Raw genomic sequence first — 25,938 nt, 5'->3', positions numbered from 1 at the left:
TGACTGACGCCCGCTGAGGCCCGGCGGGTCAGTCGTCGCGGGCCGCGGCGTCCACGACCGCCCACGGCTCCTTCCGGGGCGCGGCCTCCCGGCCCTCCGGGCAGTGGCGGGCGAAGTCGCAATATGAGCACAGCGTGCCCGGACGCGGCGGGAACAGCTCGTCGTGCGGCGCGTGGTCGACGGGGCCGACCGGACCACCCTCGCCCTGGCGCGGCTTCGGGACGCGGGCCCGGTAGGCCTCGTCGGCCGCCGCGGCCTCGGCCGCGATCCCCTCGGCGCGGCGGATGTGGCGCTGGAGCGACTCGTCGGTGTGCTCCCAGACCGCGACCTCCCCGGAGGGGAGGTGGTGCAGCTCGACCCGGTGGCACGGGCGGCGCAGCACCCGGGACGCGGCCACGGCGTAGATGGCGAGGGCCAGCGAGCCGCGCGCGTCGTCGGAGGTCAGGACGTGGCGTCCGGTCTTGTAGTCGACGACGACGAGTTCGTTGCCGCGCGCGTCGAGGCGGTCGATGCGGCCGGACACGGCGATGTGGTCGGTGCGGGTCGCGACCGTGCGCTCGACGCCGAGCGGCTCGTCGGCCGGGTCGAGGGTCGCGGTGTAGCGCTCGGTCATCTCGCGGGCGCGCTCACGCCAGTACGCGGACTGCTCCTCGTCCCGGAACCCCTCGGTCAGCCAGCCCCGGACGAGCAGGGCACCGGCGGACTCGGGGGTCCGCTGCCGCTCGGGGAGCCGCCACCAGGCCGCCAGGGCGTTGTGGACGCTGGCCCCGAGGCTGTTGTGCGCCCACGGCGGGCCCTTGGGCGGCATCGGGCGGTCGAGGTAGGTCATCCGGTACCGGCGCGGGCAGTCCAACCAGGTGTTCAGTCGGGACGGCGTGCAGGTGTACAGGCGCCGGGGCATGCCCTCGAAACCCAGCTGCTCGGCCCCCACGCTCGACTTCCCCCCAAATCGGTCGATGGCACGGTGGTTCGGCGGCAGGTTCAGTACGGCCCGGCCGGTGCTCTACGGACGGCGCGTCAGTCGTCGTTCTCCTGCGCCAGCGCGCCCCAGGTCTCCCAGCGGGAGTCCTCCTCGCCGACTGTGGTCTCCTCGCCCTGGCCGGGCAGGACGCGCAGGTCCTTGGGCAGCGGGGTCAGGAGGGCGCCGATGGAGTTGAGCTGCTTGCGCAGGTCGTCGTACACGCCGCCGACCGAGCCGGGACGGCCGCGGTGCAGGGTGTCGCCCGCGAACAGCACGCCGAGCTGCTCGCTCATCACGCAGACGCTGCCCGGGGTGTGGCCGGGGGTGTGCACGATCTCGAGCTGGGCGTCGCCGATCTCGAAGACGCCGCCGTCCTCGAGCCAGATGTCGGGTTCGAGGGCCCGCAGCGCCTTGGCGTCGTCCTCGTCCTCCTCGGACTTGGCGAGGCGGCCGAAGTAGTCGCGCCACAGCAGCCGGTCGGCGCGGTGCAGGGCGATCGGGGCCCAGTTCTCCTCGTCCTCCTCACCGGCGGCGGCGACCTCCAGCACCACTTCGAGGCGGTGCTCGTTGCCGTCGGTCAGCAGGACCGCCATGACCTCGCGCTCGCCGACCTCCTTGAGGATGGCCTCGGCGTCGAAGGCCGGGTCGATGACGATGACCTCGTCATCGTCGCCGACGAGGTAGGTGTTGCTCTCGACGTCGTACTCGGTGTCGTCCAGGGTCAGCTTGCCCGACGTCACCACCTGTTCGATGCGTGCGTCCACGCACGCACCCTACCGCGACTGGCGGACCCGGTCGGGCCCCACGGAGATCAGCTTTTCGTACTCCTCCGGCGCGGTGGTCTCGGCGCCGAGCCGGTCGCCGGTCGGCGCGCCGTGGTCGTCGCTGGAGCCGGTGGCCGCGAGCCCGAGGGACGCCGCGACCTCCCGCAGGTGGGCGCGGTCCTCGGGGGCCTGGTCGGGGTGGTCGACCTCGACGCCGGCCAGCCCGGCGGCGGCCAGCCGCTCGATCACCGCGTCGGCGAAGACGTAGCCGCCGCGTCCCGCGCGGGGGTGGGCGAGGACGCAGGCGCCGCCCGCCGCGCCGATGAGCCGGAGCGCGCGCTCGGGGTCGAGCGCGTACCGCTCGGCGTAGGCGCGCCCGCCCTGGGCGATCCAGCGGGGGTCGAACGCCTCGTCGAGGGTCGTGATCGCGCCCGCGTCGAGCATGGCGCGGGCGATGTGCGGGCGCCCGACCGCCTCGCCGCGGGCGAGGCCGCGGACCTGCTCCCAGGTGACGTCCACGCCGAGTTCCTGGAGGCGGGCGACCATCGCCTGCGCCCTGACCACGCGGTCATCGCGGATGCGGGCGAGCTCGGCGGCCAGCTCCGGCTCCTCCGGGTCGAACAGGTAGCCGAGCATGTGCAGGCTGCGCCCGCCCTCCTGGCAGGACAGCTCGACGCCGGGGACGAGCGCCAGCCCGTCCGGCAGGGCGGCGGTCGCCTCGTCCCAGCCGCCGGCGGTGTCGTGGTCGGTCAGCGCGAGGACGTCCAGCCCCTTCGCGCGCGCCCGCCGGACGACCTCGGCGGGCGGGCGGGTGCCGTCGGACACGGTGCTGTGACTGTGGAGATCGATGCGCATGCGCCCTTTGTACTCGCCCGGGGACGCGTGAGGGGGCTATTCGTCCAGGCGGGGGGTGTGGGCGCCGTAGGGGAGGTCGATCTCCATCCCCGGCTCGCGGAGGTCGAGGAGGTGCTGGCGCTCCACCAGCAGGACGCCCGCCTCAGCCGGCCACAGCACGGCCCACAGCCAGTCGCCCATCGCCTCGCCCACGAAGACGGCCCGGTCGGGCCGGTCGCCGACCGCCCACATGGGGACCACCCGCCCGGAGGTGGCGGTCGGGCCGCTGACGTCGAGCTTCACGTGCGGCGGGCTGTCGTCGAACCCCTCGCCGGGGTCGCCGCCCTCCAGCCCCGCGTAGTGGGCGCCGAGCCCGATGCCCGGCTCCTCGGCGATCACGATCATGTCGGCCGGGCCGCTGAGCAGCCCGGGACCCGACACGGCGACGGCGACGGCCCGGGCCCCGCTGCGCTCGTCCCCCACGGTGGTGAACCCGGTGACGAGCCATCCCAGCGGAAGAGGCCAGGGTGTCCAGACGGGGACTCGCGCGTCATGGACGACGGCGGCGAGCCCGCCCGGGCCCGGACGTCTGGACGGCTGCCTGGGCAACACCACGCCGTCCGCGCCGCAGCTCCAGTCGCTCGACCAGAGGCCCGGCGCGTGCAGTGGGCCCGCGCAGCGCGGACATGTGGGCTCCGCCCTCACGGTTACCCACCCTGCGTGCCATCCCCCCGCCGCGTCAAGTTCCCTCGGGTAGGCGTCCGGAAAAGGGGCGATAAAGCCACCCACACGAGCGGTCCGCAGGAGCGGAGGCTCGGGGGGCCGAAAGGGTCTAGGCGGCGAACTCGGGGCCGGGCGAGCCGCCGACCCGCGCGGGCGCGGGCGGCGCGTCCGGGCCGGGGTCCTCGACCGTCTCGGCCGTGAGGGTCTGGACCTGCTTGCGCCGCGCCAGCCACACCACGGCGAGCGCGTAGAGCGCCATCGGAATGATGTCGGCCAGGACGTACTCCCAGCGCACGCCGCCCTGCTCGATGTCGAGCTTCCCGACCGCCGCCGGGAAGAGGAAGGCCATCAGGTTGTTGAAGACGTGCAGCGCGATCCCCGACTCCAGGCCGCCCGTGCGCACCGCGAGCCAGGCCGCGAGCGCGCCGAACACGAAGATGTCGAGGACGCCCCAGCCGGTGTAGCCGTGCCCGGCGGTGAACAGGGCCGATCCGACGACGATGCCGGGCCAGGGGGTGCGCAGGACGGTGCTGACCGCCCGTCCGATACGTCCGCGCAGGGTCTCCAGCGTGCAGGCGCCGACGGCCTGGAGCAGCCAGCCCCGGAACACGTACTCCTCGGCCGCCGACTGGAACGGCACCAGCAGGACGATCACGATCGCGGGGGCGAGGAAGTCGCCCCAGCCGACCCAGTGCTCGTCGGCGCCCGAGTCGTCGCCCACCAGCGACGTCGCGATCACCGAGAACCCGTAGGACACGGCACAGAACAGCAGGGCCAGGCCGCAGCAGGCGAGCAGCCAGCGCCAGCGCAGCCGTCCCGCGACCGAGGACAGCGTGCCCGGCCGCCGCCGCTGGACGACCCACGCCGCGAGGAACCCCACCGGCAGGAACACCGCGAGCATGCCCAGGTTGAACGCGAGGTCGGCGGTCGCGTCCCCGAAGATCGAGTCGCCCGCGCCGTCGTCCACGGCGTCGCCGGTCGCCGCCAGCCGGACGATCAGTCCGATGATCATCAGGCCGATGGCCAGGCCGAAGCCGAGGCCGAGGATGCCCAGCGTCCCGACCAGCGGGCGCCACCAGCGGTGCGCCGCCGTCCGCGCCATCCGGTGGAAGGGGACGCCGGGCGGCGGGTCGACCGCCCAGGGCGGTTTCGGTGCGGGAGGCGTCCCGTAGGTCGGATACGCGTACCCAGGCTGTGGATATCCGGGGTGGCCGTACTGGCCCTGGTAATGGCCGGGCTGCGGCCACCCCTGGGGGGCTTGGGGCGGGAGGGGCATCGGGGACGCGGGGGGCGGGGCGGGCCGCTCGGCCGGCGATTCCGGGTCGAGCGGGGCCCAGCCGTTCGCGTCCCCCGATTCCGCCACGTGTGTCCCCCTCCACGATGTGTCGGACGAATCGTACGTGCCCGCGCGCCGTCCCCGCCCCGACCAGGTCGCGATCAGGCGGGTCAGGCCGGGAGCGGGCCGGGGTCAGGACGGGATCACGCCGCGGGCGGCTCGAAGCGCTTGGTGCGCGGGAGCCCGGCGGCGCGTCCCTTCGCCGCGATGACCAGCGCCATCTTCCGGGACGCCTCGTCGATCATCTCGTCGCCGAGCGTGGCGGCGCCGCGTCCCTCGACGGTGGTGGCGTGCTCGTAGGCGTCCAGGATCAGCTCGGCGTGGTCGTAGTCCTCCTGGGACGGCGAGAACACCGCGTTCCCGGCCTCGACCTGGGACGGGTGCAGCACCCACTTCCCGTCGAAGCCGAGGGCCGCGGCGCGCTCGGCGACGCGGGTGAAGGCGTCCACGTCCCGGATGTTGAAGTACGGCCCGTCGATGGCCTGGAGGTCGTGCGCGCGCGCCGCCATCAGAATGTGCATGAAGATGTAGTGGTAGGCGTCGCCCTCGGTGTAGCCGGGCGGCTGCTCGCCGACCACCAGCGTCTTCATGTTGATCGAGGCCATCAGGTCGCCGGGGCCGAGCACCAGCGACTCCAGCCGGGGCGAGGCCGCGGCGATCGCGTCGATCCCGACCATCGCGCGGGCGTCCTCGATCTGCGCCTCGATGCCGATCCGGCCGACCTCGTAGCCCATGGCCCGCTCGATCTGGGTGAGCAGCCGGTCGAGCCACTGGACGTGGGTCGCGTCGCTCGCCTTCGGCAGCATGATCGCGTCCAGCTCGGCGCCCGCGCCCTCGACGACCTCGATCACGTCCCGGTACGCCCAGGGCGTCTCCAGGTCGTTGATCCGCACGGCGCGGACCTTCCCGTCCCAGCCGCCCTCGTTGAGCGCTTCGACGACCCGCGCGCGGGCGCCCTCCTTGGCGGAGGCGGCCACCGCGTCCTCCAGGTCGAGGAGGATCTCGTCCGCCGGGAGGTCGCGTGCCTTCTCGATGAATCGGGGGTTGCTGCTGGGTACGGCCAGGGTCGTTCGTCGCGAGCGCATGCGCCGGATGGTATCGACCGGGTGTGAGACGCTTTTCGCATGGGTGACCTCAACGTGGCTCTGGTGGAGGAGGCGGCCAAGAAGTCGGGGCTGCTGTGGCTGGACCTGCCCGGCCTGCCGCAGCCCCGGGCCGCCTGGCATGTGTGGCACGAGGGCTCGGCCTACGTGCTGACGGGCGGGGAGGGCGAGCAGCCCCTCCCCGGCCTCCCGGACGCGGGCCGGGTGACCGTCATCCTGCGCAGCAAGGACAAGGGCGGCCGGCTGGTCGCCTTCGTCGCCGCGTGCGCGCCGGTCGAGCCCGGGACGCCGCTGTGGGACGCCGTCGCGCCGCTGCTCGCCAAGGACCGGCTCAACGCGCCGAGCCACGAGGGCCAGGTCGAGCGCTGGGCCGCCGAGTCGTGGATCATGCGGCTGACCCCGGTGGAGGACGCCGCCTCGGAGGCGCCGGAGGAGTACGCGAGCGTCCGCCCGGTGCCGACGCCCGCGACGACGGCGGGCGCGCCGCCGCGCATGTTCGGCGGCAAGCGCCGCCGCGTCGACCGCTGAGCCCCCGCCCGTACCCGGGCCGCCTGATCCGGGCCCGTGTCGGCTCCTAGACCGGCAGTTCGCGGCCCGCCGCGACCGCCTGGAGCTTGTCGGGGTTGGCGACGACGTGGATCGCCTCGACCCGGCCGTCCGCGCCGAGCGCGACGGCGAGCGTGCCGATCGGACCGTCCGGGCCGTCCACGACGAGGCCGGGCCCGCCGTTGAGCTGGACGCGCCGCATCCGCATCTCGTGCCACTCGACGCCCACGTAGGGCACGCCCCGGACCGCCGTCAGCCAGCGGCCGACCTTGTCGGCGCCGTGGACGACGCGCCGCGCCGCCCGGACCTTGCCGCCGCCGTCCGTCCACAGCGTCACGTCGGGCGCGAGGACCTCCATCAGCCGGTTGATGTCGCCGCCCAGCACCGCGTCGAAGAACCGCTCGGTCGCGGCGCGCCGCTCGGCGCCGCCCGCCGCGTAGCGGGTCCGGCGCGCCTCGACGTGCCTGCGGGCGCGGGTGCCGAGCTGCCGCACCGAGGTCTCCGACCGGTCGATCGCCTTCCCGATCTCGGCGTAGGGGTAGCCGAAGACCTCCTTGAGCACGAACACGGCCCGCTCCAGCGGGCTCAGCGTCTCCAGCACGACGAGCATCGCCATCGACACCGACTCCGACATCTCGGTCGCCTCGGCGACGTCCGGGGAGGTCAGGATCGGCTCGGGCAGCCACGGCCCGACGTAGGTCTCGCGCTGCGCCCGCGCCGAGCGCAGCCGGTCGAGCGCGATGTTGGTGGTGATCCGGACGAGGTAGGCCTTGGGCTCGGCGACGTCCCCGCGGTCCCCGGCCGACCAGCGCAGCCACGCGTCCTGGACGGCGTCCTCGGCGTCGGCGGCGGTGCCGAGCATCCGGTAGGCGACGGCGAACAGCAGGTTCCGGTGCTCCTCGAAGGGGTCCTGGGCGGCCTCGCTCATGATTCACCAGTCTGCCGGAGCATCCGCGCCGGGCTCGCAGGGGGTACGCGCCACGGGTGCCGCCGGGGTGTGGCATCCGCCCCGGCGAGGGGCTTGCGAGGTGACTTCGAGCACGTCCGCCGCTTCGGATGAGGTGCAAGATCACGGGTAGTGTCCTGCCCATGAGCGGAGCTCCGGGCCGGGTCTTCATCGCCCGCCTCGCCGGGATCGCGGTGTTCGACCCGGCCGGCGACCAGGTCGGCCGGGTCCGCGACGTGGTGGTCGCGCTGCGCCTCGCGCCCCGCCCGCCCCGGGTGCTCGGGCTGGTGGTGGAGGTGGCGCCGCGCCGCCCGGTGTTCCTGCCGATCACCCGGGTCACGGTCGTCGAGGCCGACGCGATCGTCTTCGACGGGCGCCTGAACGTGCGCCGGTTCCACAAGCGCGAGTCCGAGACCCTCGTGATCGCCGAGATGCTGGACCGTACGGTCCGGCTCCGCGACTCCGGTGAGCCCGTCGCGGTCGTGGACGTGGCGATGGAGCCGACCCGCACCCGCGACTGGCTGATCGGCAAGGTCGCCGTCAGCCGGGGCCGGGGCCGCGGGCGCGGCCGGGGGCTGCGGCGCCGGGGTGAGAGCCTGGTCGTGGACTTCGCCGCCGTCGACGGCTTCTCCGCCGTCGAGCACGGCCAGGGCGCGGCGGGACTGATCGCCGCGTTCGAGCGGATGAAGCCCGCCGACCTCGCCAACATCGTCCACGAGCTGCCGGAGAAGCGGCGCACCGAGGTCGCGGTCGCGCTGGACGACGAGCGGCTCGCCGACGTCCTGGAGGAGCTGCCCGAGGACGACCAGATCGAGATCCTCGGCACGCTGGAGGACGACCGGGCCGCCGACGTCCTGGAGGCGATGGGCCCCGACGACGCCGCCGACCTGCTCGGCGAGCTGCCGACCGAGCAGCGCGAGCGGCTGCTGACGCTGATGGAGCCGCAGGACGCGGCCCCCGTCCGGCGGCTGCTGACCTACGCCGACGACTCGGCGGGCGGGCTGATGACCACCGACCCGGTGATCGTCGCGCCGGACGCGACGGTCGCCGAGGCGCTCGCGCAGATCCGCAACCCCGACCTGAACCCGGCGCTCGCCGCGCAGGTGTATGTGTGCCGGCCGCCGACCGCGACGCCGACCGGCCGCTACCTCGGCACCGTGCACTTCCAGCGGCTGCTGCGCGAACCGCCGCCGACGCTGGTCAGCGGCATCGTGGACGCCGAACTGGACCCGCTGCGCCCGACGATGTCGCTGGCGTCGGTCGCGATGTTCCTGGCCACCTACAACCTGGTCGCGGGCGCGGTCGTGGACGAGGACGGGCACCTGCTCGGCTCGGTGACGATCGACGACGTCCTCGACCACCTCCTGCCCGAGGACTGGCGGGAGACCGTGATGGACGCGAGCGCCGAGGCGGCCTCCGATCCGGAGGAGGAGGCCCTGCGGGGCGGCGAGGGGACGAGATGACCACACGCGAGATGAGCACCCGGCTCGACCAGCCCCGCGAGATCCGCCGGACGCTGCTGCCGCGGCCCCACTACGACCCGGAGTCGTTCGGGCGGCTGTCGGAGCGGATCGCCCGGTTCCTCGGGACCGCCCGGTTCCTGGTCTACATGACGGTGTTCGTGGCCGTGTGGATCGGCTGGAACCTGGTGGTGCCGCCCGCGCTGCGGTTCGACCCGTACCCGTTCATCTTCCTGACGCTGATGCTGTCGCTCCAGGCGTCCTACGCGGCGCCGCTGATCCTGCTCGCCCAGAACCGGCAGGACGACCGCGACCGCGTCCAGTACGAGCAGGACCGCGCCCGCAACGAGCGGTCGATCGCCGACACCGAGTACCTCACCCGGGAGATCGCCGGGCTGCGGGTGGCGCTGAACGAGGTCGTGACCCGCGACTTCCTCCGGTCCGAACTCCAGCAGATGCTCAAGGAGCGGGACGCGCGCTGAGCCCGCTCAGGGCCCGCTCAGAGCGCTGAGCCCGCTCAGGGCCTCTCGGGGAAGGCCGTCGCCTGCTCCTCAAGCCCGCCGTCGGGCTCGTCGGCGAGCTTGGCGAGGAGCCGGCCGAACCGGCGCAGATCGTCGTCGTCCAGGCGGCTGAGGACGTGGTCGCGGACGCCGCGCCGGTAGGTGGGGGCGGCCTCGTCCAGCCGCGCCCGGCCCGCCTGGGTCAGCGCCGCGTACAGGCCGCGCGCGTCGCTCGTGCACGTCTCCCGGACGACGAGGCCCTCCCGCTCCAGCCGGTCGACCAGCCGGGTCAGGCCGCTGCGCGACAGCAGCACCCGGTCGGCGAGGTCGTTCATGCGCAGCTTCCCGCCCGGCGCCTCGCCGAGGTGGGTGAGGACGTCGTAGAAGGCCAGCGGCAGGTCGTGCTCGGCCAGCAGGTCGGCCTGGAGGCGGCGGGCGATCCGCACCTGGGCGCGGAGCAGCGTCCGCCACACCACCAGCTCGGCGGCCGGGGCGGGCCCGGCGGCGTCACCGGACGCGTGCTCGGGCGCGGAACCGGGGGCCTGGCCGGGCGCATGCCCGGGCGCGGGGGCCTGTTCCGCTGCCTGGGCGGGGATGTCCGCGACGGGGCTGTGCTGGGTGGTCACCCACCGATCGTACGGCGGCCGGACGCGCCGCGAGGGACCGGGCACCCGGATTGGCGGGCACGGCCACCGAGTTCATACCATGGGGACATGGCCTCCCAGTTGACGACCGAGCGGGTGACCGAGGCTCTCGCCACGGTGAACGACCCCGAGATCCGCAAGCCGATCACCGAGCTCGACATGGTCAGGAACATCGACATCGAGGCGGACGGCAGCGTCCGCGTCGGTATCTACCTGACCGTGGCCGGATGTCCGATGCGGGACACCATCACCAAGAACGTCACCGAGGCCGTCTCCCGGCTGGAGGGCGTCGCCTCCGTCCAGGTGGAGCTGGACGTGATGAGCGAGGAGCAGCGCAAGGACCTCCAGACCAAGCTGCGCGGCGGGCAGCCCGCCAAGGAGATCCCCTTCGCCAAGCCGAACTCGCTGACCAAGGTGTACGCGGTCGCGAGCGGCAAGGGCGGCGTGGGCAAGTCGTCGGTCACCGTGAACCTGGCGGCGGCGCTCGCCGCGCAGGGCCGCAGGGTCGGCGTGGTGGACGCCGACATCTACGGCCACTCGGTGCCGCGCATGCTCGGCGTCGACAGCCCGCCGACCAAGGTCGAGGACATGATCATGCCGCCGAGCGCGCATGACGTGAAGGTGATCTCGGTGGGCATGTTCACCGCCGGGAACCAGCCGGTCGTGTGGCGGGGCCCGATGCTGCACCGCGCGCTCCAGCAGTTCCTCACCGACGTCTACTGGGGCGACCTCGACATCCTCCTGATGGACCTGCCGCCCGGCACCGGCGACATCGCGATCTCCGTGGCGCAGCTGCTGCCCTCGGCCGAGATCCTCGTCGTCACGACCCCGCAGCAGGCCGCCGCCGAGGTCGCCGAGCGGGCCGGGGCGATCGCCGCGCAGACGCACCAGCAGGTCGTCGGTGTGATCGAGAACATGTCCTACCTGGCATGCCCGCACTGCGGCGAGCGGCAGGACATCTTCGGCGCCGGCGGCGGCCAGACCGTCGCGGACGCGCTGACGACGACGCTCGGCACCCGCGTCCCGCTGCTCGGCCAGGTGCAGATCGACCCGCGGCTGCGCGAGGGCGGCGACAGCGGCGTGCCGCTGGTGCTCGCCGACCCCGACGCGGGCGCCGCCAAGGAGCTGCGCACGATCGCCGAGCAGCTCGCCGGACGCAGCCGCGGCCTGGCGGGCATGTCGCTCGGCATCTCCCCCAAGGGCCGCTGACCCTCAGGGCCCGGCGCTCTCAGGGCCCGGGCCCTGGATCAGGTGGCCTCGCTGTCGAAGGGCGGCCGTTCGTCGTAGGCGAGGCCGCCCACGGTGGCGTAGCCCGCGTCGTCGCTCACGAGGCCGCCGTTCACGCTCGCGTAGGCCTCGTCCTCTTCGTCCTCGAACAGGTGCTTGCGGACGAATGTCTTCGGGTTCAAATCGTTGAGGTCGAAGTCCTTGAACTCCGGCCCGAGGCCCTCCTGGAGGTCCGCCTTCGCGGAGTTGGCCATCTGGCGGAACTGCCGCAGCATGCGCCCGGCCTGCCCGGCGGCCTGGGGCAGCTTGTCGCCGAAGATGACCAGCGCGAGCACGACGAGCACCGCCATCTCACCGATACCGACGTCGAACAACCCGTCCTCCAGCAGCCAAGGGGACCGGCCCTGGCGCGGACCGGTCCCCCCAGCGTATCCCGTTCCGGATGAACCGGATCTGAACATCCCTGCCGCCCTGTGGGCGACCCGTGCCTGATCGGAACGTGCCCTGACGGAGCGGGCCCGAGCAGGACGGCGGCTCAGTCGGAACCGAGGATGATCTCCACGGTGCTCTCCTTGCCCGTCCGCTGGTAGGTCACCTTCACCCGGTCGCCCGGCGCGCGGCTGCGGATCTGGGCGATCAGGTCGGTGGCGTCCTCGATCGGCTTGCCGTCCAACGCGGTGATCACGTCGCCGGGCTTCAGGCCCGCCTTGTCGGCCGGGCCGTTCTTGGTGACCGGGGCCTGGCCGTTGACCGGCTGCGGCAGGATGCGGGCGCCGCCCTGCTGGTAGCGGGGGTCGGGCAGCACGCCGAGCTTGGCCTGCTTGACGGTGCCGGTCCGGATGATCTCCTCGGCGACCCGCTTGCCCTGGTTGATCGGGATCGCGAAGCCGAGGCCGATGCTGCCGCCCTGGCCCTCGCCGCCCATCGACTGGCCGCCGACGGTCGCGATCGCGGTGTTGATGCCGATCACGCGTCCCTTGGCGTCCACCAGCGGGCCGCCGGAGTTGCCGGGGTTGATCGCCGCGTCGGTCTGGATGGCGTTGAGGTAGGACGCGTCCGCGCCGCCCTCGCCCTGCGTGGGCACCGCGCGGTTCAGGGAGCTGACGATGCCGGTGGTGACCGAGCCCTGGAGGCCGAGCGGCGAGCCGATCGCGATCACCGGGTCGCCGACCGCGATCGCCGCGGAGTCGCCGACCTGGAGCGCGGGCAGCGAGTGCTGGCCCTCGGGCTTGAGCACCGCGACGTCCGAGCTCGGGTCGGCGCCCTTGACGGTCGCCGACAGCGTCTTCTTGTCGTTGAAGACGATCTGGATCTGGCCGCCGTTGCCGCCGCCCGCGACCACGTGGTTGTTGGTGACGACGTAGCCGCCGTTGACGATGAACCCGGTGCCGCCGACCTCGCCCTGCGAGGACTGCACGCGGATCATCACGACGCTCGGCAGCACGCGCTGCGCGACGCCGGCCACCGAGTCCGGCGGGCGGTTCTGGACCTTGGTGTCGCTGCCGCCGCTGCCGCCGCCGAGGCTCACCGAGCCGCCGTCGTCGCCGTCGTCGGTCGCCATGACCCCGATCCCGGCGCCGACGGCACCGGCCACCAGCGCCACGATCAGCGCGACGACGGCCAGCAGGCCGAGGCCGGGGCCCCGCCCGGACGAGGACGGCATCGCGGGCACCGGCGCCCAGTTCGGGCCGGTGCCGGGCGGGCCGCCGAAGCCGCCCATCGGACGCGGGCCGCCCGGGGGTGGCGGGCCCATCGGCGCGGGCGGCGGGCCCATCGGCGGGCCGGCCGGGTGCGGGCCGCCGACCGGCGGCGGGGGCCCCTGGTGGGACTGCCATCCCCCGTAGGGCGGCGGGCCGCCCTGGGCGCGGGGGTCGTGCGCGCGCGGGTCCTGGTGGTGCGGGACGAACCCGGGCCGCGGGCGCGGCTCCTGGCCCTCCATCAGCGGCTTGTCGAGCGGGACGGGCGGGGGCTGCGGCATGTCGCGCGGCGGCGCGTCCTGGACCGGGACCTCCTGGAGGCCCAGCTCGCGCGGGGGCGTGTCGTGCAGCTCCCGCATCGGCATGTCCATCGGGGTGTCGCGCGCGGGCGAGGTCTCCCGCCCGCCGCCGAGCGGGCTGTCGGGGGGCGCGAACCCTCCCGCCACCAGCCGGTCGCCGTTGTCGTCCCGCGGACGGTCGTCCTGCGCGCGGTCGTCCTCCGGGCGGTCCCGCGGGCGGTCGTCCTCGGGCCGGTCGTCCTCGGGCCCGATGCTCCAGCGGCTGCCCTCGGCCGGCCTCGCGTCCTCGGGCTCCGCCGCGGCCGCCGGCTGCTCCAGCGGGATCTCCCGGTCGGCGACCGTCTCGGGGGGAGCGGGCGCCTCCCGCCGTTCAGGCTCGTCGCCGGGGACGGTGTCCTCGTCCTCCGGCCGCGCCTCGCCCGGCCCGCGGTTGTCTTCCGTCATCCCCATCTCCTACCGAGCATGGTTCTCTTCATCCGCGCTCATCGTGCCCCGCCGCGCATGTGGCGAGCATAAGACCTTCCGTGACCGCCGGGCGAACCGCGGCCGCCCCCTCAGCCGAACGGATTGGCGGCCGAACCGAGGCGCCGGGCGCCCCGCGCGAGCCGCTCCCAGAACGGGACGCCGCCGCGCGGCAGGTCGAGCGCGACGGCCTCAGCGGTGCTCTGCGGCACGTCGGTCAGAACCGTGGACACGTACCCGTTCCCCGCGGAGATCGCCCAGCGGCGCAGCGCCTCGCGGCGGTACACCGTCCGGCCCCGGCGCACGGTCTTCTGCCAGCCGGGCAGCCGCGCCTCGTCCAGGCTGCCGCGCTGCACGAAGACGGACACGGCGGCGAGCCCGTCGGAGTAGCTGAGGTGGACGGTCGCGCCGTCGCTGCGCGCGTCGTAGAGCGCGAGCCTGCCGGGCAGGTCCTTCGGGATGGGCCAGCCCTCGGCGCGGAGGCGGGCGAGGCGCGCGCCGTCCAGCCGCTCCTCCCAGGGCCGCATGGCGGCGGCCTCGGCGTCCGCCATGTCCGGGTCGGGGCGGTCGGCGCCCCTGGCGGGCGGCGTGGGACGCAGCGTGCGCCGCGGACGGGCGGCGGGGGCGTTCAGGTCGATCTCGGTGAACCCGGCGGCGACGACGCGCCGTCCGGTGGCGTCGATCAGCTCGCGGTACAGCATCAGCCCGGTCTCGGCGTCGATCCAGAACCGCCCGGCGGGGCCGCCGCCGGGACGGCGCGCCTCGACGACGTGGGCGGGACGCCCGCAGGCGCTCGCATCGCCCACGCGGGACACCGAGTAGTTGCGGGTCAGCAGCCCGAGCGTCGCGGCGAGGAGGCCGGCCGTCTCGTCGGCCGCCGAGTCGGGGCGGTAGCCCTCCGCGCCCGATGAGGCCCGGTACCGGACGCCCTCGCCCGGCCGGTGCGCCACCGCGATCTCCGCCGTCGCGAAGCGGCCGCGGTTCCACGTGGTGAGGAAGCGCCGCCCCTCGTAGGGGACGCGGCGCGCGGCGTCGGCGGCGGCGCGCAGCAGGCCGATCGCGCCGGGGTCGCTGCGGACGGCGCGGGCGGGCCCGGCGTCGCCGGTCACGGTGCCGGCGAACGCGAGCGCCCCCGCCAGCCCACCGGCCACCAGGGCGCAGCGGCGCGCCCGGCCGGTACCGGTCCGCCCGATCACGGCCCCGGCGAGGTCTGGATCTGGTCGACCGGATCGGTGAGCGGGTCGGTCATCGGCGTGTCGCCCGAGGTCAGCGCGTGCTCGACGGCGAACCGGTCGAAGGCGGGGGTGACGGCGGGCGCCTCCTGGCGGCCACCGGCGGCATACGAGGCGGCGCCGAGCCCGATGAACAGGGTCGCGGCGCCCACGACCAGGTAGCGGCGCGGATGGCGGCGCAGGGCGCCCGCCGTGGCGCCTCCGGAACCGGCCGTGGCGGTGGCGCGGCCGCCGGGGCGGTTGTCGCGCGGGCGGCCCGGCCTGGCCGCGCGCGTGGGCGGCCGCATCGGGCGCGTGGACTGGCTGCCGAGCGCGGCGGGGCGCTCGGGGCGGGTGCGGGACGGGTCGTCCGGCCCGGTGGACCCGGTGGGACCGCCGGGCCCGGTGGCATCGGCGGGCGCGGCCAGCGAGCGCAGCCGGGTCAGGAAGTCGTCGGTGGGAAGGTCGTCGGCGCCGTCGGAGGCGGGCAGCCGGGACAGTCCGCGCAGCCGGCCCTTGATCTGCCGGAGCTCGTCGGCCTCGGCCCGGCACCGGGCGCAGCTCGCGAGATGGGCGAGCGCCCTGTCGCGCTCCTCGTGCCCGAGCTCTCCGTCGACCAGAGCGGTCAGTCGCTCCCCCAGGCAGCTCACGCGACCTCCCCGCGTGAGGACGGCCCCCGCCCCCCGGCAAAGGCCGCGCTGATGCCCTCGCTCCGCTCCGTCATGACGCCTCTCGATGGTTTTCCGTGGATACGCGCGTGGTTCCCCGACCGCGCGCGGGTCGCCTGCTTACACGCCCTCCGGCCGCGGCTGGGCGTCCCCGCCCTCCGCCGCGAGCATCTGGTACCCGTTCGCGGGCACCGCGGCCGCCACCGCGGCCTCCTCGGCCTGCACAGCCTGTTCGGCCTGCACGGCCTGGAACTCGTTTCTCGTCCCAGGTCGGCGGCGCGTGGGAGCCCGGTGCTCCAGGGCGGCGCGCAGCTGGGCGCGGCCGCGGTGGATCCGGCTGCGGACGGTTCCGAGCTTGACGCCGAGCGTCGCCGAGATCTCCTCGTACGACAGGCCCTCGATGTCGCACAGCACCACGGCCGCCCGGTACTCGGGGGCCAGGGCGTCGAGCGCGGCCTGGACGTCGGCGTCGAAGTTGGTGTCGTCGAACGCCTGCGCCGGGGTGGGCTCGCGGCCCTGGAGGCGCTCGGCGGCGTCGTCGGCGAGTCCCTCGAAACGGATGCGCTGGCGGCGCCGCGCCATGTCGAGGAACAGGTTCGTGGTGATCCGGTGCAGCCACCCCTCGAACGTGCCGGGGGTGTAGTTCGACAGTGAGCGGAACACGCGGACGAAGACCTCCTGCGTGAGGTCCTCCGCGTCGTGCTGGTTTCCGGTGAGGCGGTAGGCGAGCCGGTAGACGCGCGCGGAATGCTCGCGCACGACCTCGTCCCAGGACGGCGGCGCCCATTCGGCCTCGGGGGCGTTCTCCCGTGTGCGCGCGGCGCTTCCCAACCCCTGCCTGGGGCCGACCCCCACAGCGCCTCTAAAACTCAGTGCTGCGACTCCCATGGTGCCGGGCTGTTCCTCTCTCGTGAGCCAAGGTCTCGCCTTGGAACGGCACGGTCTCGCCTGGGCTGGGGCGGTTCTGAACCGACTCGGTACTACGACTCGGCTCATCGGGGTGATGTGCTCCGTCGCTGGTTAGAACGCGCTGACACTCCAGATGGTTCCCTGTCAGCGATATGGTCTTTCCAGCATGAGCCAGGCGGGGGTCCCGCGAGGAGGCAGCCATCGACGCCATTCAGGCCACCCTGGCCTACGTGGAGGAATTCCTCCCCGAAGACGAGCCGCTCGTGGCCGCCCGGCACCGCGGCGAGGAGATCGGCGCGGCGCCGATCAGCGCGGCGGGCGGCGCCGCGCTGCGCTTCGTGGCGACCTTGATCGGCGCCCGGACGGTCGTGGAGGTCGGCTCGGGTTGCGGCGTCTCCGGCGTGTGGCTCCTGCGCGGCATGGCCAAGGACGCGGTGCTGACGAGCGTGGACGTTGAGCCCGAGCACCAGCGGCTCGCCAAGCTCGCCTACCGGGAGGCCGGGCTCGGCTCGTCCCGCACCCGAATGATCATCGGACGGGCGCTGGAGGTGCTGCCGAGGCTCACCGACGGCGCCTACGACATGGTGTTCTGCGACGCGGTGAAGCAGGAGTACCCCGAGTACCTGACGGCGGCGCTGCGGCTGCTGCGTCCCGGCGGCGTGGTCGCGTTCGACAACGCGCTGTGGGACAACCAGGTCGCCGACCCGTCCCGCCGCGATCCCGAGACCGAGGCGATCCGCGAGGTGCACCGCGTGATCCGCGAGGACGAGCGGCTCGTCCCGCTGCTGATCCCCGTCGGCGACGGCCTGCTGTGCGCGGTGAAGAAGGAGTAGCGCCCCGCGAGGTGTTCGCGGTGCGGAACCGGGTCACCTGGGCGGGCGTGCGGCTGGCGGCCGCGCTGGTGATCCTTCTTCTGGCCTCGGCGGCGTTCGCCGCGGGCGCGGTGATGCGCGGCCTCACAGTGGGAAGCGTCGTGTTCCTGCTGCTCGGGACGGCCGGGATCGCGTTGTTCGGGGCCGGTCTCGTGGTGGCGGGCGGGGGGATGCTGGCGCGGCGGCCGGTCCTGGAGATGGACGGCGGCGGGGTGCGGCGGCCCGCGCGGTGGCCGCTGCCCCGGCGCGGCGAGCGGGTGCTGGCCTGGGCGGACGTGGCGGCGATCGCGGCGGTGCGGCGCGCGACCTCGCGGGGCCGCGAGCAGGACTACGTGGTGTTCCTGCCGACGGCGGAGCTGGCCGAACTGGCGCGCACGGCGGAGCGGCCCCGGCTGGTGGCGCTGACGCTGCGGGGCGTCCCCGCGACGGCGGAGGCCGCCGCGTGGTGCTTCGCGGTCGAGCCGAGCTGGGACGCGCCGCTCTCGGCCATCGTCGAGGAGGCCGGGCGGCGCCGTCCCGTGCCGCTGATCGACCGCAGGACCCGCTGACCCGCCTCAGGACGTGGTCAGCCACTCCAGCAGGAGGCGGGCGCCGTAGCCGGTGGCGCCCCGGGTGATCTCGGCGTCCTCGGAGGTGGAGCGGCCGGGGCCCGCGACGTCCAGGTGCGCCCACACGCGGTCGCCGACGAACTCGCGCAGGAACAGCGCCGCCGTGATCGCCCCGGCGCCGTAGCCGCCGCGCCCGATGTTGTTGATGTCGGCGACGTCGGAGTCGATCGCGGCGCGGTAGTCCTCGACGAGCGGCAGCCGCCACAGCGGCTCGCCCGCCGCCTCTCCCGACGCGGTGAGCGCGGCGGCGAGGGCGTCGTCGGCGGTGAACAGGGCGCCGGTGCGCAGGCCGAGCGCGACCTTCGCCGCGCCGGTGAGCGTCGCCACGTCGACGACGACGTCGGGGTCGAGTTCGGCGTCGGCGTAGGCGAGCGCGTCGGCGAGGACGAGCCGTCCCTCGGCGTCGGTGTTGAGCACCTCGGAGGTCTTGCCGCCGAAGTGGGCGATGACGTCGCCCGGCCGCATCGACGACCCCGACGGCATGTTCTCGGCCGCCGCGACCAGGCCGGTGACCCGCGCGCGGACGCCGAGGTCGCGCAGCGCGGACATGACGGCGATGACCGTGCCGCCGCCCGCCATGTCGGTCTTCATCGTCTTCATGTTGTCGTTCGGCTTCAGCGACAGGCCGCCGCTGTCGAACGTGATGCCCTTGCCGACGAGGACGACGTGCCGCTCGGGCGTGCCGTCCGGGACGTAGGACAGCTCGATCAGCCGGGGCGGCCGGGCCGATCCGGCGCCGACCGCCAGCAGCCCGCCGAACCCGCCCTCGACCAGCTCCTTCTCGCCGCGCACCCGGACGGTGAGGCCGGCGCCCGCGGCGAGCCCCTCGGCCTGCGCCGCGAGCCAGGACGGATCGCTCTCGGCGGCCGGGGTGTTGGTGAGGTCGCGGGCGAGGGCGGTGGCCCGGGCCCGCGCCGTCCCGCGCTCGATCTCGGCGCCGGCGTCGGTGAGCACGGCGAGCGTGCCGAGGGGCGCCTTGGGCGGCGCCGCGCCGATCTTGAACTGGTAGCCGGCGAGCAGCGCGCCCTCGACGAAGGCGGCCGGAGCCTCGGCGGGGAGGGCCGCGACCAGCGCGCTCCGGCCCCTGCCGCGGCGGGCCAGCGTGGCGCCGGCCCGGCGCAGGTCGGCCGGGGACGCGGCGCCCACCCCGTAGAGCAGCAGCTCGCGGACCTGGTCGCCGAGCCGCACGGGCGCGGACACGACCTCGCCCGGCTCGCCCTTGGCGCCGTGCAGGGTGAGCAGCTCGTCCAGCGTGAAGGGCAGCGCGGCGGAGATCTCAGCGGCGGCGGACGGGGAGGCGGCGGACGGGGCCGCGCCATCGGACCCTGGACGGACGGGCAGCGCCACCACCTCGGCCCCGAGCTCGACCGCCGTCTGGGTGAGGGTGCCACTGGCACCCTCGCGCTGGACGCGGGTCTCGATGGGCATGGACGGTCCTCTCCCTCAGAAACGCTGCCGAAAATCCGTGATCTTCACTCCCCGGGAACGGCAAGGGCCCCGGCGGATACGCCGGGACCGTCGCCAAAGGACTCGGGAGCGCCGGGCCGTCAGCCCACGACTTCCTTGAGGGCCTCGCCGAGCTCCTTGGCCTCGTCGGCGGAGAGCTCGACCACAAGGCGGCCGCCGCCCTCGAGCGGGACCCGCATGACGATTCCGCGCCCCTCCTTGGTCACTTCGAGCGGACCGTCTCCCGTCCGCGGCTTCATCGCCGCCATGCGTGCATCCCCTTCCTGCCTAGGGCCGCTGGGGGCCTCGGGCACCGTTGGCCGCGGGGCCGCCGGTCGCATTCGCGTCATCAGTAGTGGTCCATTATCTCGTCTTCCGGGCGCGAAGTGGTAACGATCAGCCTCCAGATCGGCAGAGCGGCCCCTGGGGCGCTCGTGGCGGCTGTGAAAGGATGCGCATCGGATGGGAGGGCGACGATGCCGGAGACCGTGCTGTACGACCTCACCGAGGGTGTGGCGACTATCACACTCAACCGTCCGGACGGGATGAACGCGCTGACCGCGCCGATGAAGGAGGCGCTGCTCGCGACCCTCCAGCGCGCCGCCGCCGACACCGCCGCCCGCGCGGTCATCCTCACCGGTGCGGGGCGTGCCTTCTGCGCAGGTCAGGACCTGCGCGAGCACGCCGACAACCTGGCCGCTGGCAAGGGCCTGGACGGCACCGTCCGCCGCCATTACAACCCCATCGTGTTGACGCTCACCCGCATGGCCAAGCCGGTGGTCGCGGCGGTGAACGGCGTCGCGGCGGGCGCGGGCGCGTCGCTGGCGTTCGCGTCCGACCTGATCGTCGCGTCGGAGTCGGCGCGGTTCGCGACCGCGTTCACCGGGATCGGGCTGGCGCCCGACAGCGGCATGTCGTGGACGCTGCAACGCCTCGTCGGCCGCGCCAAGGCGGCCGAGCTGCTGCTGCTCGGCGAGCCCGTGAAGGCGGCCCAGGCGCTGGAGATCGGGCTGGTGAACCGGGTCGTCCCGGCGGACGAGCTGGCCCCGGCGGCGGTGGAGCTGGCGCGGCGGCTGGCGGCCGGTCCCACGGCGTCCTACGCGGCGGTCCGGGAGGCGCTCGACCACGCGGCCTCCGCCGACCTGGCGTCCGCGCTGGACAAGGAGGCCGAGCTCCAGGACCGGTGCGAGCGGACCGCCGACCACCACAACGCGACCGAGGCGTTCCTGAACAAGCGGCAGCCGACCTTCGAGGGCCGGTAGCCCGGGCCCGAGGGCCCGGTAGCCCGAATCAGGGGTGGGGCTGTCCCCACCTCGGACTCTGGAGTGCGCGCCAATGCGCGCGGGGGTGCCCGCGCGGTTGCCTTGAGGCATGACACAGACAACCGCCGCACCCCGCGCGGCGCAGCTCAGCGGCCCCGTGGCCGTCGCGACCGACCTCGTGAAGTCCTACGGGACGGGCGAGGGCGCCGTGACCGCGCTGCGCGGCGTCTCGGCGGTGTTCGCCCGGGGCCAGTTCACCGCGATCATGGGGCCGTCCGGGTCGGGCAAGTCGACGTTCCTGCACTGCCTGGCCGGGCTCGACACGGTGACGTCCGGGTCGGTCCGGATCGGCGAGGTGGAGATCACCGACCTGTCCCGGACGCGGCTGACCAAGCTGCGCCGCGACCGGCTCGGGTTCGTGTTCCAGTCGTTCAACCTGCTGCCGATGCTGACGGCGGAGGAGAACATCCGGCTGACCGGGCGGCTCGGCAACCGGCGCGCGGACCGGCTGTGGTTCGACACGATCGTGGACGCGCTCGGCCTGCGGGGGCGGCTGTCGCACCGGCCGAGCGAGCTGTCGGGCGGCCAGCAGCAGCGGGTCGCGGTGGCGCGGGCGCTGCTCACCCGTCCCGAGGTGCTGTTCGCCGACGAGCCGACCGGCAACCTCGACTCCCGCTCGGGTGCGGAGGTGCTGGGCTTCCTGCGCACGGCCGTGGACGACTACCGGCAGACCGTGATCATGGTCACGCACGACCCGGTCGCCGCCGCGCACGCCGACCGGGTGCTGTTCCTCGCCGACGGGACGATCGTCCACGAGCTGGCCGCGCCCACGATCGACGCGGTGCACGCCGTGATGCGCCGGATGGAGGGCTGAGCGGCATGTGGCTCATCGCGCGGCGCTCCTTCGCCGACGGCTGGATGCGCCTGATCGCCACGCTGCTCGCGGCGATGTTCTCGGTCGGGCTGATCGCGGGCTCGCTCCAGTTCACGCTGCGCGCGCAGGAGGCGGTCGCGGGCAGCGACGCCAGCGAGTACGCGCGGGCGGACGTCCTCGTGCAGGGCGGGTCGGCCGACCCCGACGACGTCTACTCGACGCCGGACGGCCGGGTCGCGCTGGACCGCGTCGCCAAGGTGCCCGGCGTCGCCGCCGTCTCCGGCGACGCGATGGTCGAGGTGCAGGCGGGAGGCCGCGACGGCAAGCCGGTCGTCGCGCCCGCGGGCGGGCGGACGCGGCTGCGGCCCTGGCCGTCCGACGGCCGGCTCGCCGCCTATCACCTGGAGTCGGGCCGCGCGCCCGCCGCGCCGGGCGAGGTCGTGGTCACCCGGCACATCGCCCGCGCGGGCAAGCTCCGCACCGGCGACCCGACGACGCTGGCGCTGCCGCGCGAGACGCGCCGGATGACGGTCGTCGGGGTGGCGACCGTCCAGGGGCACAGCGCCGTCGCGAGCGGCGACCTGGTGCTGGCGACGCCCGAGACCGTCCGGCAGGCGGCGGGGCTGCCCGCGGGCTCCTGGCAGAGCGTGTGGGTGAAGGCGGCGCCGGGCGTCGCGCCCGCCAAGCTGCGGGACGACCTGACCCGCGCCCTCACCGCCCACGGCCAGAAGAACGCGCCCCCCTGTGGGGGGACGACCCCCCACACCCCCCGGAACTGCCCTGTCACGGTCCAGACCGCTTCGTCCATCCGCCACGAGGAGTCGGCCAACAACCAGTCGAACGGCGTCTCGATCGGCGGCGCGATCGGCATGCTGTCGTCGGTCGCGGTGTTCGTCGGGCTGTTCGTGGTGGCCAACACGTTCGGCACGCTCGTCCGGCAGCGGACCCGGCGGCTCGCGCTGCTCGGGGCGATCGGCGCGACGCCGCGCCAGATCAAGCGGCTGATCCGGTTCGAGGCGCTGGTGCTCGGCGCGGTCGCCTCGGCCGGCGGGGTGCTGCTCGGCTACCCGGTGTCGAGCCTGCTCACGCACCTGTTCGCGCAGGACGGCTTCGACATCAGCGCCGCCGACGCCCAGTTCGGCTGGGTCGCGCTCGCCGTCCCGGCCGCCGCCGGAATCCTCGTCACCCAGCTCGCCGCCTGGCGGGCCGCGCGCCGCGCCGCCGGGATCTCGCCGATGCAGGCGCTGCGCGCCACGGCCACCGAGACCGGCGGGCGCCGCTGGCCCCGGCTCGTCGGCGCCCTCGTGATCCTCGCGCACGCCGCGATGTTCTACGGGCTGACGTTCGCGGTCCGGGCCGAGGAGCCGCAGGGCCCCGACCGCACCGTCGGCATCGCCATGATGATCCTGTTGGGCTCGATGACGATGGTGATGGGCCTCGCGGTCCTCGCGCCGTTCTTCGTCGGCCCGCTCGGCGGCCTGGTCGGACGGCTCGGCATGGCGGTCAGCGGCGAGGCCGGACGGCTCGCCCGCGCCACCATCACCCGCAGCCCGCGCCGTGTCTCCTCCGCCGCCTCGTCGCTCATGCTGGGCGTTGCGCTCGTCACCTCGACCGCGCTGATGGTGCTGTCGGCCGACGCGCGCTTCGAGGAGGCGGGCAAGCAGGTGATGGTCGCCGGGCACGCGGTCGCCGCGACCGGCACGACCGCCGACGGCCCCGCCCCGCTCCCCCGGGACGTGGCGGACCGTGCCGCCCGGGCCCCCGGCGTGACGCACGCCGTGCCGCTGACCGTGACCGACGCCAAGCTCGTCAGCCCGCCGCCCCGGCCGCCCTCCCCCGAGGAGGCACCCGAGCCGGTCTACCTGACCGTGACCGGCGCGGACCAGGCGGCGCTGCCGTCCGTCCTCCGGCTGGGCGGGCACCTGCGAGCGCTCGGCCCCGGCGAGGTCGGGCTGACGTCGACCGTGATGAAGGCGAACCACCTGAAGAAGGGGCAGCAGATCATCGTGCGCGGCGCGCGCGGCCGGGTGCCGCTGAAGGTCGCGGGCGCCTATCACGACCCCTCGCACCTGTTCGCCGACCAGGCGCTCGTCTCCCCCGCGACCATGGACCGGCTCGACCCGGACGCGGCGACCCAGGCCGTCCTCGTCCGGGGCGGGACGGACGAGGCGATCGGGCGGGCGGTGGCCGCCGTCCCCGGCGTGCAGGTCATGGACAAGGCCGGATATGTCACGACCGCGTCGAAGTCGATGACCAAGGGCATGCGGGTGATCTACGGCTTCATCGGCATGGCGCTCGTCCTCGCGCTGTTCGGGATGGCGACGACGGTGTCGATGAGCGTCGCCGAGCGCACCCGCGAGTTCGGGCTGCTCGGTGCGGTCGGCGCGACGATGGCGCAGGTCCGCTCGATCGTCCGGTGGGAGGCCGCGACCGTCGTGCTGCTGGGCGGCCTGCTCGGCCTCGGCACCGCGTTCGGGACCGTCGCGCTCATGGGCGTGGCCACACAGAGCTCGTTCCTGACGCCGGCCGCGCCCTGGTGGCTGTACGTGCTGATCATCGGCGCGGCCGCCGCGATCACGCTCGGCACGTCCGCGCTGCCCGCGCGCCGGGCCGCCGGGATTCCCGTCCTGGAGGCGACGAAGGCGGAGTGATCAGCGGTAGGCGCCGCGCCGGTGGCAGCCGGTGAGGTGGTCGTCGACCAGGCCGCACGCCTGCATCAGGGCGTAGGCGGTGGTGGGGCCGACGAACCGGAAGCCGTGCCGCTTGAGCTCCTTGGAGAGGGCCTTGGACCCCTCCGTGAAGGCGGGGACGTCGGCCATGTCGTCGTGCGCGGGGGCGTCGGGATCGGCGTAACGCCAGGCGGTCGCGGCGAGGCCGCCGGGAAGGTCGAGGGCGGCGCGGGCGTTGCCGATCGCCGCGTCGATCTTCGCGCGGTTGCGGACGATGCCCGCGTCGCCCATCAGCCGGGCGACGTCGGCGTCGTCGAACGCCGCGACCTTCTCCGGGTCGAACCCGTGGAAGGCGGCGCGGAACCCCTCGCGCTTGCGCAGGATCGTCAGCCAGGACAGGCCCGACTGGAACGCCTCCAGGCACAGCCGCTCGTACAGGCCTGCGTCGTCGCGGACGGGACGGCCCCACTCCTCGTCGTGGTAGGCGACGTAGTCGGGCGCCGACAGCCCCCACGGGCAGCGCGCCAGCCCGTCCTCGCCACGGATCGCTGTGCTCATCCGAAACGTTCTACCTCACTCCACCGACAAACCGTCCATCGGGCCGGGTCAGGCCGCCGCGAGCGCGGCCAGCCGGCGCAGGCCGAGCCCCATGAACGCCCGGACGACCGGCCCGGCCACCAGCCAGCCCGCGCGTCCGGCGGGCCCGAGCGGCAGGTCGACGCGCTCGGCCCACACGACGCGGCTGCCCGTCCCGTAGGGGGCGACCTCGAACCACGCCTCGCCGCGCACGACCTTCCCGGTGTGCCGGACGGCCACCCGCCGCCCCGGCCGCCAATCGGTGACCACCATCGTGTCGAGGAACCCGACGCGGCCGACGCCGGTGAAGGCGCGCAGCTCGGCACCGACCTCGCGGCCGCCCTCGGCGCTGGTGAACGGCATCCACTCGGCGTGCCGCGGCCAGTCGGTCAGGACGTCGAAGAGGCGCTCGGGCGGGGCGCCGGAGACCGCCTCGGCGTGGACGGCGACCGCGCTCACGAGCCGTCCTCCCCGGCGGGCTCGTCGCCCGCGCCGTCCTCTGACCCGCGCAGCGCGCCGTTGTTCGCGGCGACCTGCTCCTGGATGCCGTGCAGCGCGCCGATCCGCTCGGGCCGCTCCTGCTCGCCGAGCCGGCGGCGCAGGTCGTCGAGCTGCCGCTCCAGCACCGCGAGGCGCAGGTCGCGCTCGTTCAGCGCGCCCGAGAGGCGGCGCAGCGCCTCGTCGGTCACCGTGACCTGGTAGCCCCAGGCCGCGCGCGGCAGCCGCAGGTGGGCCAGCTCCGACGCGGTGAGGTGGCGCCCCTCCGGCAGCGGGAGCGGCGGATGGTCGGCATGGGTCTCGGCCAGCTCGCCGCCCCTGCCCATGGCGAGGACGACGACGGCGCCCAGCACGGCGACGCCGACCAGGACGAACACCACAACCACGTTCGCGCTCCGATCTGTCAACGTCTCTCAACGTCCACGCACGACCGATCGTGCCACGCTTGGGGGCATGGGGTTGCATGAGCGATGGGTCCTGACCGCCGGAGCCGACGTCCCGGAGGGCGCGGTCGACGCCGGAACCGCGCCTTCGGCGGCGCGCGTGGAGGACCTCGCGGCGGCGGGCGGTGTGGTGCTGGTCACGCTGGAGTCGGACGAGACCGAGCCCGATCCGGCGCTGCTCGCGGCGGCGTCGGTCTACGCCTGGCTCGGGGCGCGCGCGTTCCGCGTCCCCGGACCGCAGGCGGACGCCGTGCGCCAGGTCGTCGACATGGTCGCCTCCATCCAGGGCGTCCGCCCCCCGGCCGCGACCCGCCGCGGCCTGGCCTGACACGGCCTGGCCTGACGCGCCCGGCCTCACGCGGGCCCCCGGTTCTCCTGGGGAGCGGACCCAGGAAACCGG

The 25,938-nt window shown here is 74.6% G+C and carries 27 protein-coding genes and 1 pseudogene; 10 read left to right on the top strand and 18 right to left on the bottom strand.

Translation table 11 applies throughout. The features are described from left to right. Positions 1-28 precede the first annotated feature (28 nt). The 6 genes from K2F47_RS02970 to K2F47_RS02945 form a co-directional block, all read right to left on the bottom strand. Complete coding sequence (locus K2F47_RS02970; RefSeq protein ID WP_242901092.1) at positions 29-931, bottom strand: RecB family exonuclease; 903 nt, start codon at positions 929-931, stop codon at positions 29-31. Between the two features lie 86 nt (positions 932-1,017). Continuing rightward, complete coding sequence (locus tag K2F47_RS02965; protein WP_242901091.1) at positions 1,018-1,725, bottom strand: MBL fold metallo-hydrolase; 708 nt, start codon at positions 1,723-1,725, stop codon at positions 1,018-1,020. Positions 1,726-1,734: 9 nt separating this feature from the next. Continuing rightward, positions 1,735-2,580, bottom strand: coding sequence for a PHP domain-containing protein (locus K2F47_RS02960; RefSeq protein WP_242901090.1), 846 nt, complete (start codon positions 2,578-2,580; stop codon positions 1,735-1,737). A gap of 36 nt (positions 2,581-2,616) precedes the next feature. Beyond that, positions 2,617-3,264 (bottom strand): DUF6758 family protein, encoded by a 648-nt coding sequence (locus K2F47_RS02955; protein ID WP_242901089.1) that lies wholly within the window; start codon positions 3,262-3,264, stop codon positions 2,617-2,619. Between the two features lie 127 nt (positions 3,265-3,391). Continuing rightward, entirely contained in the window at positions 3,392-4,645 is a 1,254-nt protein-coding gene (locus tag K2F47_RS41220) for a CPBP family intramembrane glutamic endopeptidase (protein WP_242901088.1), read from the bottom strand. A gap of 116 nt (positions 4,646-4,761) precedes the next feature. After that, positions 4,762-5,703 carry an HpcH/HpaI aldolase/citrate lyase family protein gene (locus tag K2F47_RS02945; protein WP_242901087.1) on the bottom strand — a complete coding sequence of 314 codons (942 nt, stop codon included), beginning with the start codon at positions 5,701-5,703 and terminating at the stop codon, positions 4,762-4,764. Between the two features lie 39 nt (positions 5,704-5,742). Here K2F47_RS02945 and K2F47_RS02940 point away from each other — a divergent pair, with 39 nt between their 5' ends. Further along, complete coding sequence (locus tag K2F47_RS02940) at positions 5,743-6,249, top strand: hypothetical protein (protein WP_242901086.1); 507 nt, start codon at positions 5,743-5,745, stop codon at positions 6,247-6,249. 46 nt (positions 6,250-6,295) lie between these two features. On the opposite strand, the gene K2F47_RS02935 is transcribed toward K2F47_RS02940, so the two are convergent. Further along, on the bottom strand, positions 6,296-7,195 hold the full coding sequence (locus K2F47_RS02935) for an RNA polymerase sigma-70 factor (RefSeq protein ID WP_242901085.1): 900 nt from the start codon (positions 7,193-7,195) through the stop codon (positions 6,296-6,298). 161 nt (positions 7,196-7,356) lie between these two features. Here K2F47_RS02935 and K2F47_RS02930 point away from each other — a divergent pair, with 161 nt between their 5' ends. Then, entirely contained in the window at positions 7,357-8,676 is a 1,320-nt protein-coding gene (locus tag K2F47_RS02930) for a magnesium transporter MgtE N-terminal domain-containing protein (RefSeq protein ID WP_242901084.1), read from the top strand. A gap of 11 nt (positions 8,677-8,687) precedes the next feature. Beyond that, positions 8,688-9,155, top strand: coding sequence for a DUF1003 domain-containing protein (locus K2F47_RS02925; RefSeq protein ID WP_372490832.1), 468 nt, complete (start codon positions 8,688-8,690; stop codon positions 9,153-9,155). A gap of 35 nt (positions 9,156-9,190) precedes the next feature. Here the strand turns inward: K2F47_RS02925 and K2F47_RS02920 are convergent, their stop codons facing one another. Next, positions 9,191-9,799, bottom strand: coding sequence for a MarR family winged helix-turn-helix transcriptional regulator (locus K2F47_RS02920; protein WP_242901082.1), 609 nt, complete (start codon positions 9,797-9,799; stop codon positions 9,191-9,193). Positions 9,800-9,886: 87 nt separating this feature from the next. Here K2F47_RS02920 and K2F47_RS02915 point away from each other — a divergent pair, with 87 nt between their 5' ends. After that, entirely contained in the window at positions 9,887-11,026 is a 1,140-nt protein-coding gene (locus K2F47_RS02915; RefSeq protein WP_242901081.1) for an Mrp/NBP35 family ATP-binding protein, read from the top strand. 38 nt (positions 11,027-11,064) lie between these two features. Here the strand turns inward: K2F47_RS02915 and K2F47_RS02910 are convergent, their stop codons facing one another. The 5 genes and pseudogenes from K2F47_RS02910 to sigE all read right to left on the bottom strand — a co-directional run. Further along, positions 11,065-11,418 (bottom strand): sec-independent translocase, encoded by a 354-nt coding sequence (locus K2F47_RS02910; protein WP_242901080.1) that lies wholly within the window; start codon positions 11,416-11,418, stop codon positions 11,065-11,067. 161 nt (positions 11,419-11,579) lie between these two features. After that, positions 11,580-13,484, bottom strand: a complete 1,905-nt coding sequence (locus K2F47_RS40405; RefSeq protein WP_272496416.1) for a trypsin-like peptidase domain-containing protein — start codon at positions 13,482-13,484, stop codon at positions 11,580-11,582. A gap of 110 nt (positions 13,485-13,594) precedes the next feature. After that, positions 13,595-14,698, bottom strand: coding sequence for a MucB/RseB C-terminal domain-containing protein (locus K2F47_RS41215; protein WP_242901079.1), 1,104 nt, complete (start codon positions 14,696-14,698; stop codon positions 13,595-13,597). Further along, positions 14,695-15,363, bottom strand: coding sequence for an anti-sigma factor family protein (locus tag K2F47_RS02890; RefSeq protein ID WP_242901078.1), 669 nt, complete (start codon positions 15,361-15,363; stop codon positions 14,695-14,697). Before K2F47_RS02890 ends, K2F47_RS41215 begins: the two co-directional genes overlap by 4 nt. 300 nt (positions 15,364-15,663) lie before the next feature. Continuing rightward, a pseudogene (sigE, locus tag K2F47_RS02885) lies at positions 15,664-16,269 on the bottom strand (RNA polymerase sigma factor SigE); the annotation flags it as partial. A gap of 251 nt (positions 16,270-16,520) precedes the next feature. On the opposite strand from sigE, the gene K2F47_RS02880 reads away from it, so the two are divergent. Next, positions 16,521-17,123: an O-methyltransferase gene (locus K2F47_RS02880; protein ID WP_242901077.1), complete on the top strand. Its 603-nt coding sequence runs from the start codon at positions 16,521-16,523 to the stop codon at positions 17,121-17,123. Between the two features lie 20 nt (positions 17,124-17,143). Continuing rightward, positions 17,144-17,710: a hypothetical protein gene (locus K2F47_RS02875; RefSeq protein WP_242901076.1), complete on the top strand. Its 567-nt coding sequence runs from the start codon at positions 17,144-17,146 to the stop codon at positions 17,708-17,710. A 6-nt stretch (positions 17,711-17,716) separates the two neighbouring features. Here the strand turns inward: K2F47_RS02875 and K2F47_RS02870 are convergent, their stop codons facing one another. Then, positions 17,717-19,198 (bottom strand): leucyl aminopeptidase, encoded by a 1,482-nt coding sequence (locus tag K2F47_RS02870; protein ID WP_242901075.1) that lies wholly within the window; start codon positions 19,196-19,198, stop codon positions 17,717-17,719. A gap of 119 nt (positions 19,199-19,317) precedes the next feature. Further along, a complete protein-coding gene (locus tag K2F47_RS02865) occupies positions 19,318-19,485 on the bottom strand; it encodes a DUF3117 domain-containing protein (RefSeq protein ID WP_075022250.1) in 168 nt (55 codons plus the stop codon). Between the two features lie 207 nt (positions 19,486-19,692). Between K2F47_RS02865 and K2F47_RS02860 the strand changes: the two genes are divergently transcribed. The 3 genes from K2F47_RS02860 (at position 19,693) to K2F47_RS02850 (ending at position 24,003) form a co-directional block, all read left to right on the top strand. Then, positions 19,693-20,478: an enoyl-CoA hydratase-related protein gene (locus K2F47_RS02860; protein ID WP_242901074.1), complete on the top strand. Its 786-nt coding sequence runs from the start codon at positions 19,693-19,695 to the stop codon at positions 20,476-20,478. Positions 20,479-20,587: 109 nt separating this feature from the next. Next, positions 20,588-21,352 (top strand): ABC transporter ATP-binding protein, encoded by a 765-nt coding sequence (locus tag K2F47_RS02855; protein ID WP_242901073.1) that lies wholly within the window; start codon positions 20,588-20,590, stop codon positions 21,350-21,352. 5 nt (positions 21,353-21,357) lie between these two features. Further along, positions 21,358-24,003, top strand: a complete 2,646-nt coding sequence (locus K2F47_RS02850; protein ID WP_242901072.1) for an FtsX-like permease family protein — start codon at positions 21,358-21,360, stop codon at positions 24,001-24,003. On the opposite strand, the gene K2F47_RS02845 is transcribed toward K2F47_RS02850, so the two are convergent. The 3 genes from K2F47_RS02845 to K2F47_RS02835 are packed head-to-tail and all read right to left on the bottom strand — an operon-like array spanning position 24,004 to position 25,502. Next, the gene (locus K2F47_RS02845; protein WP_242901071.1) at positions 24,004-24,579 is read right to left on the bottom strand and encodes a DNA-3-methyladenine glycosylase I; all 576 of its coding nucleotides are present in this window, start codon (positions 24,577-24,579) and stop codon (positions 24,004-24,006) included. Positions 24,580-24,627: 48 nt separating this feature from the next. Then, positions 24,628-25,056 (bottom strand): SRPBCC family protein, encoded by a 429-nt coding sequence (locus K2F47_RS02840; protein ID WP_242901070.1) that lies wholly within the window; start codon positions 25,054-25,056, stop codon positions 24,628-24,630. Further along, positions 25,053-25,502 (bottom strand): hypothetical protein, encoded by a 450-nt coding sequence (locus tag K2F47_RS02835; protein ID WP_242901069.1) that lies wholly within the window; start codon positions 25,500-25,502, stop codon positions 25,053-25,055. The genes K2F47_RS02840 and K2F47_RS02835 overlap by 4 nt, the downstream gene beginning before the upstream one ends. A 46-nt stretch (positions 25,503-25,548) precedes the next feature. Here K2F47_RS02835 and K2F47_RS02830 point away from each other — a divergent pair, with 46 nt between their 5' ends. Beyond that, entirely contained in the window at positions 25,549-25,866 is a 318-nt protein-coding gene (locus tag K2F47_RS02830; protein WP_242901068.1) for a hypothetical protein, read from the top strand. Positions 25,867-25,938: the final 72 nt, after the last annotated feature.

Origin of the sequence: Actinomadura terrae (assembly GCF_022751215.1) — a bacterium.
In the GTDB taxonomy this organism is placed as follows: domain Bacteria; phylum Actinomycetota; class Actinomycetes; order Streptosporangiales; family Streptosporangiaceae; genus Spirillospora; species Spirillospora terrae.
The sequence above is the reverse complement of the archived record's forward strand: the minus strand, read 5'-3'. Positions and strand labels throughout refer to the sequence as shown.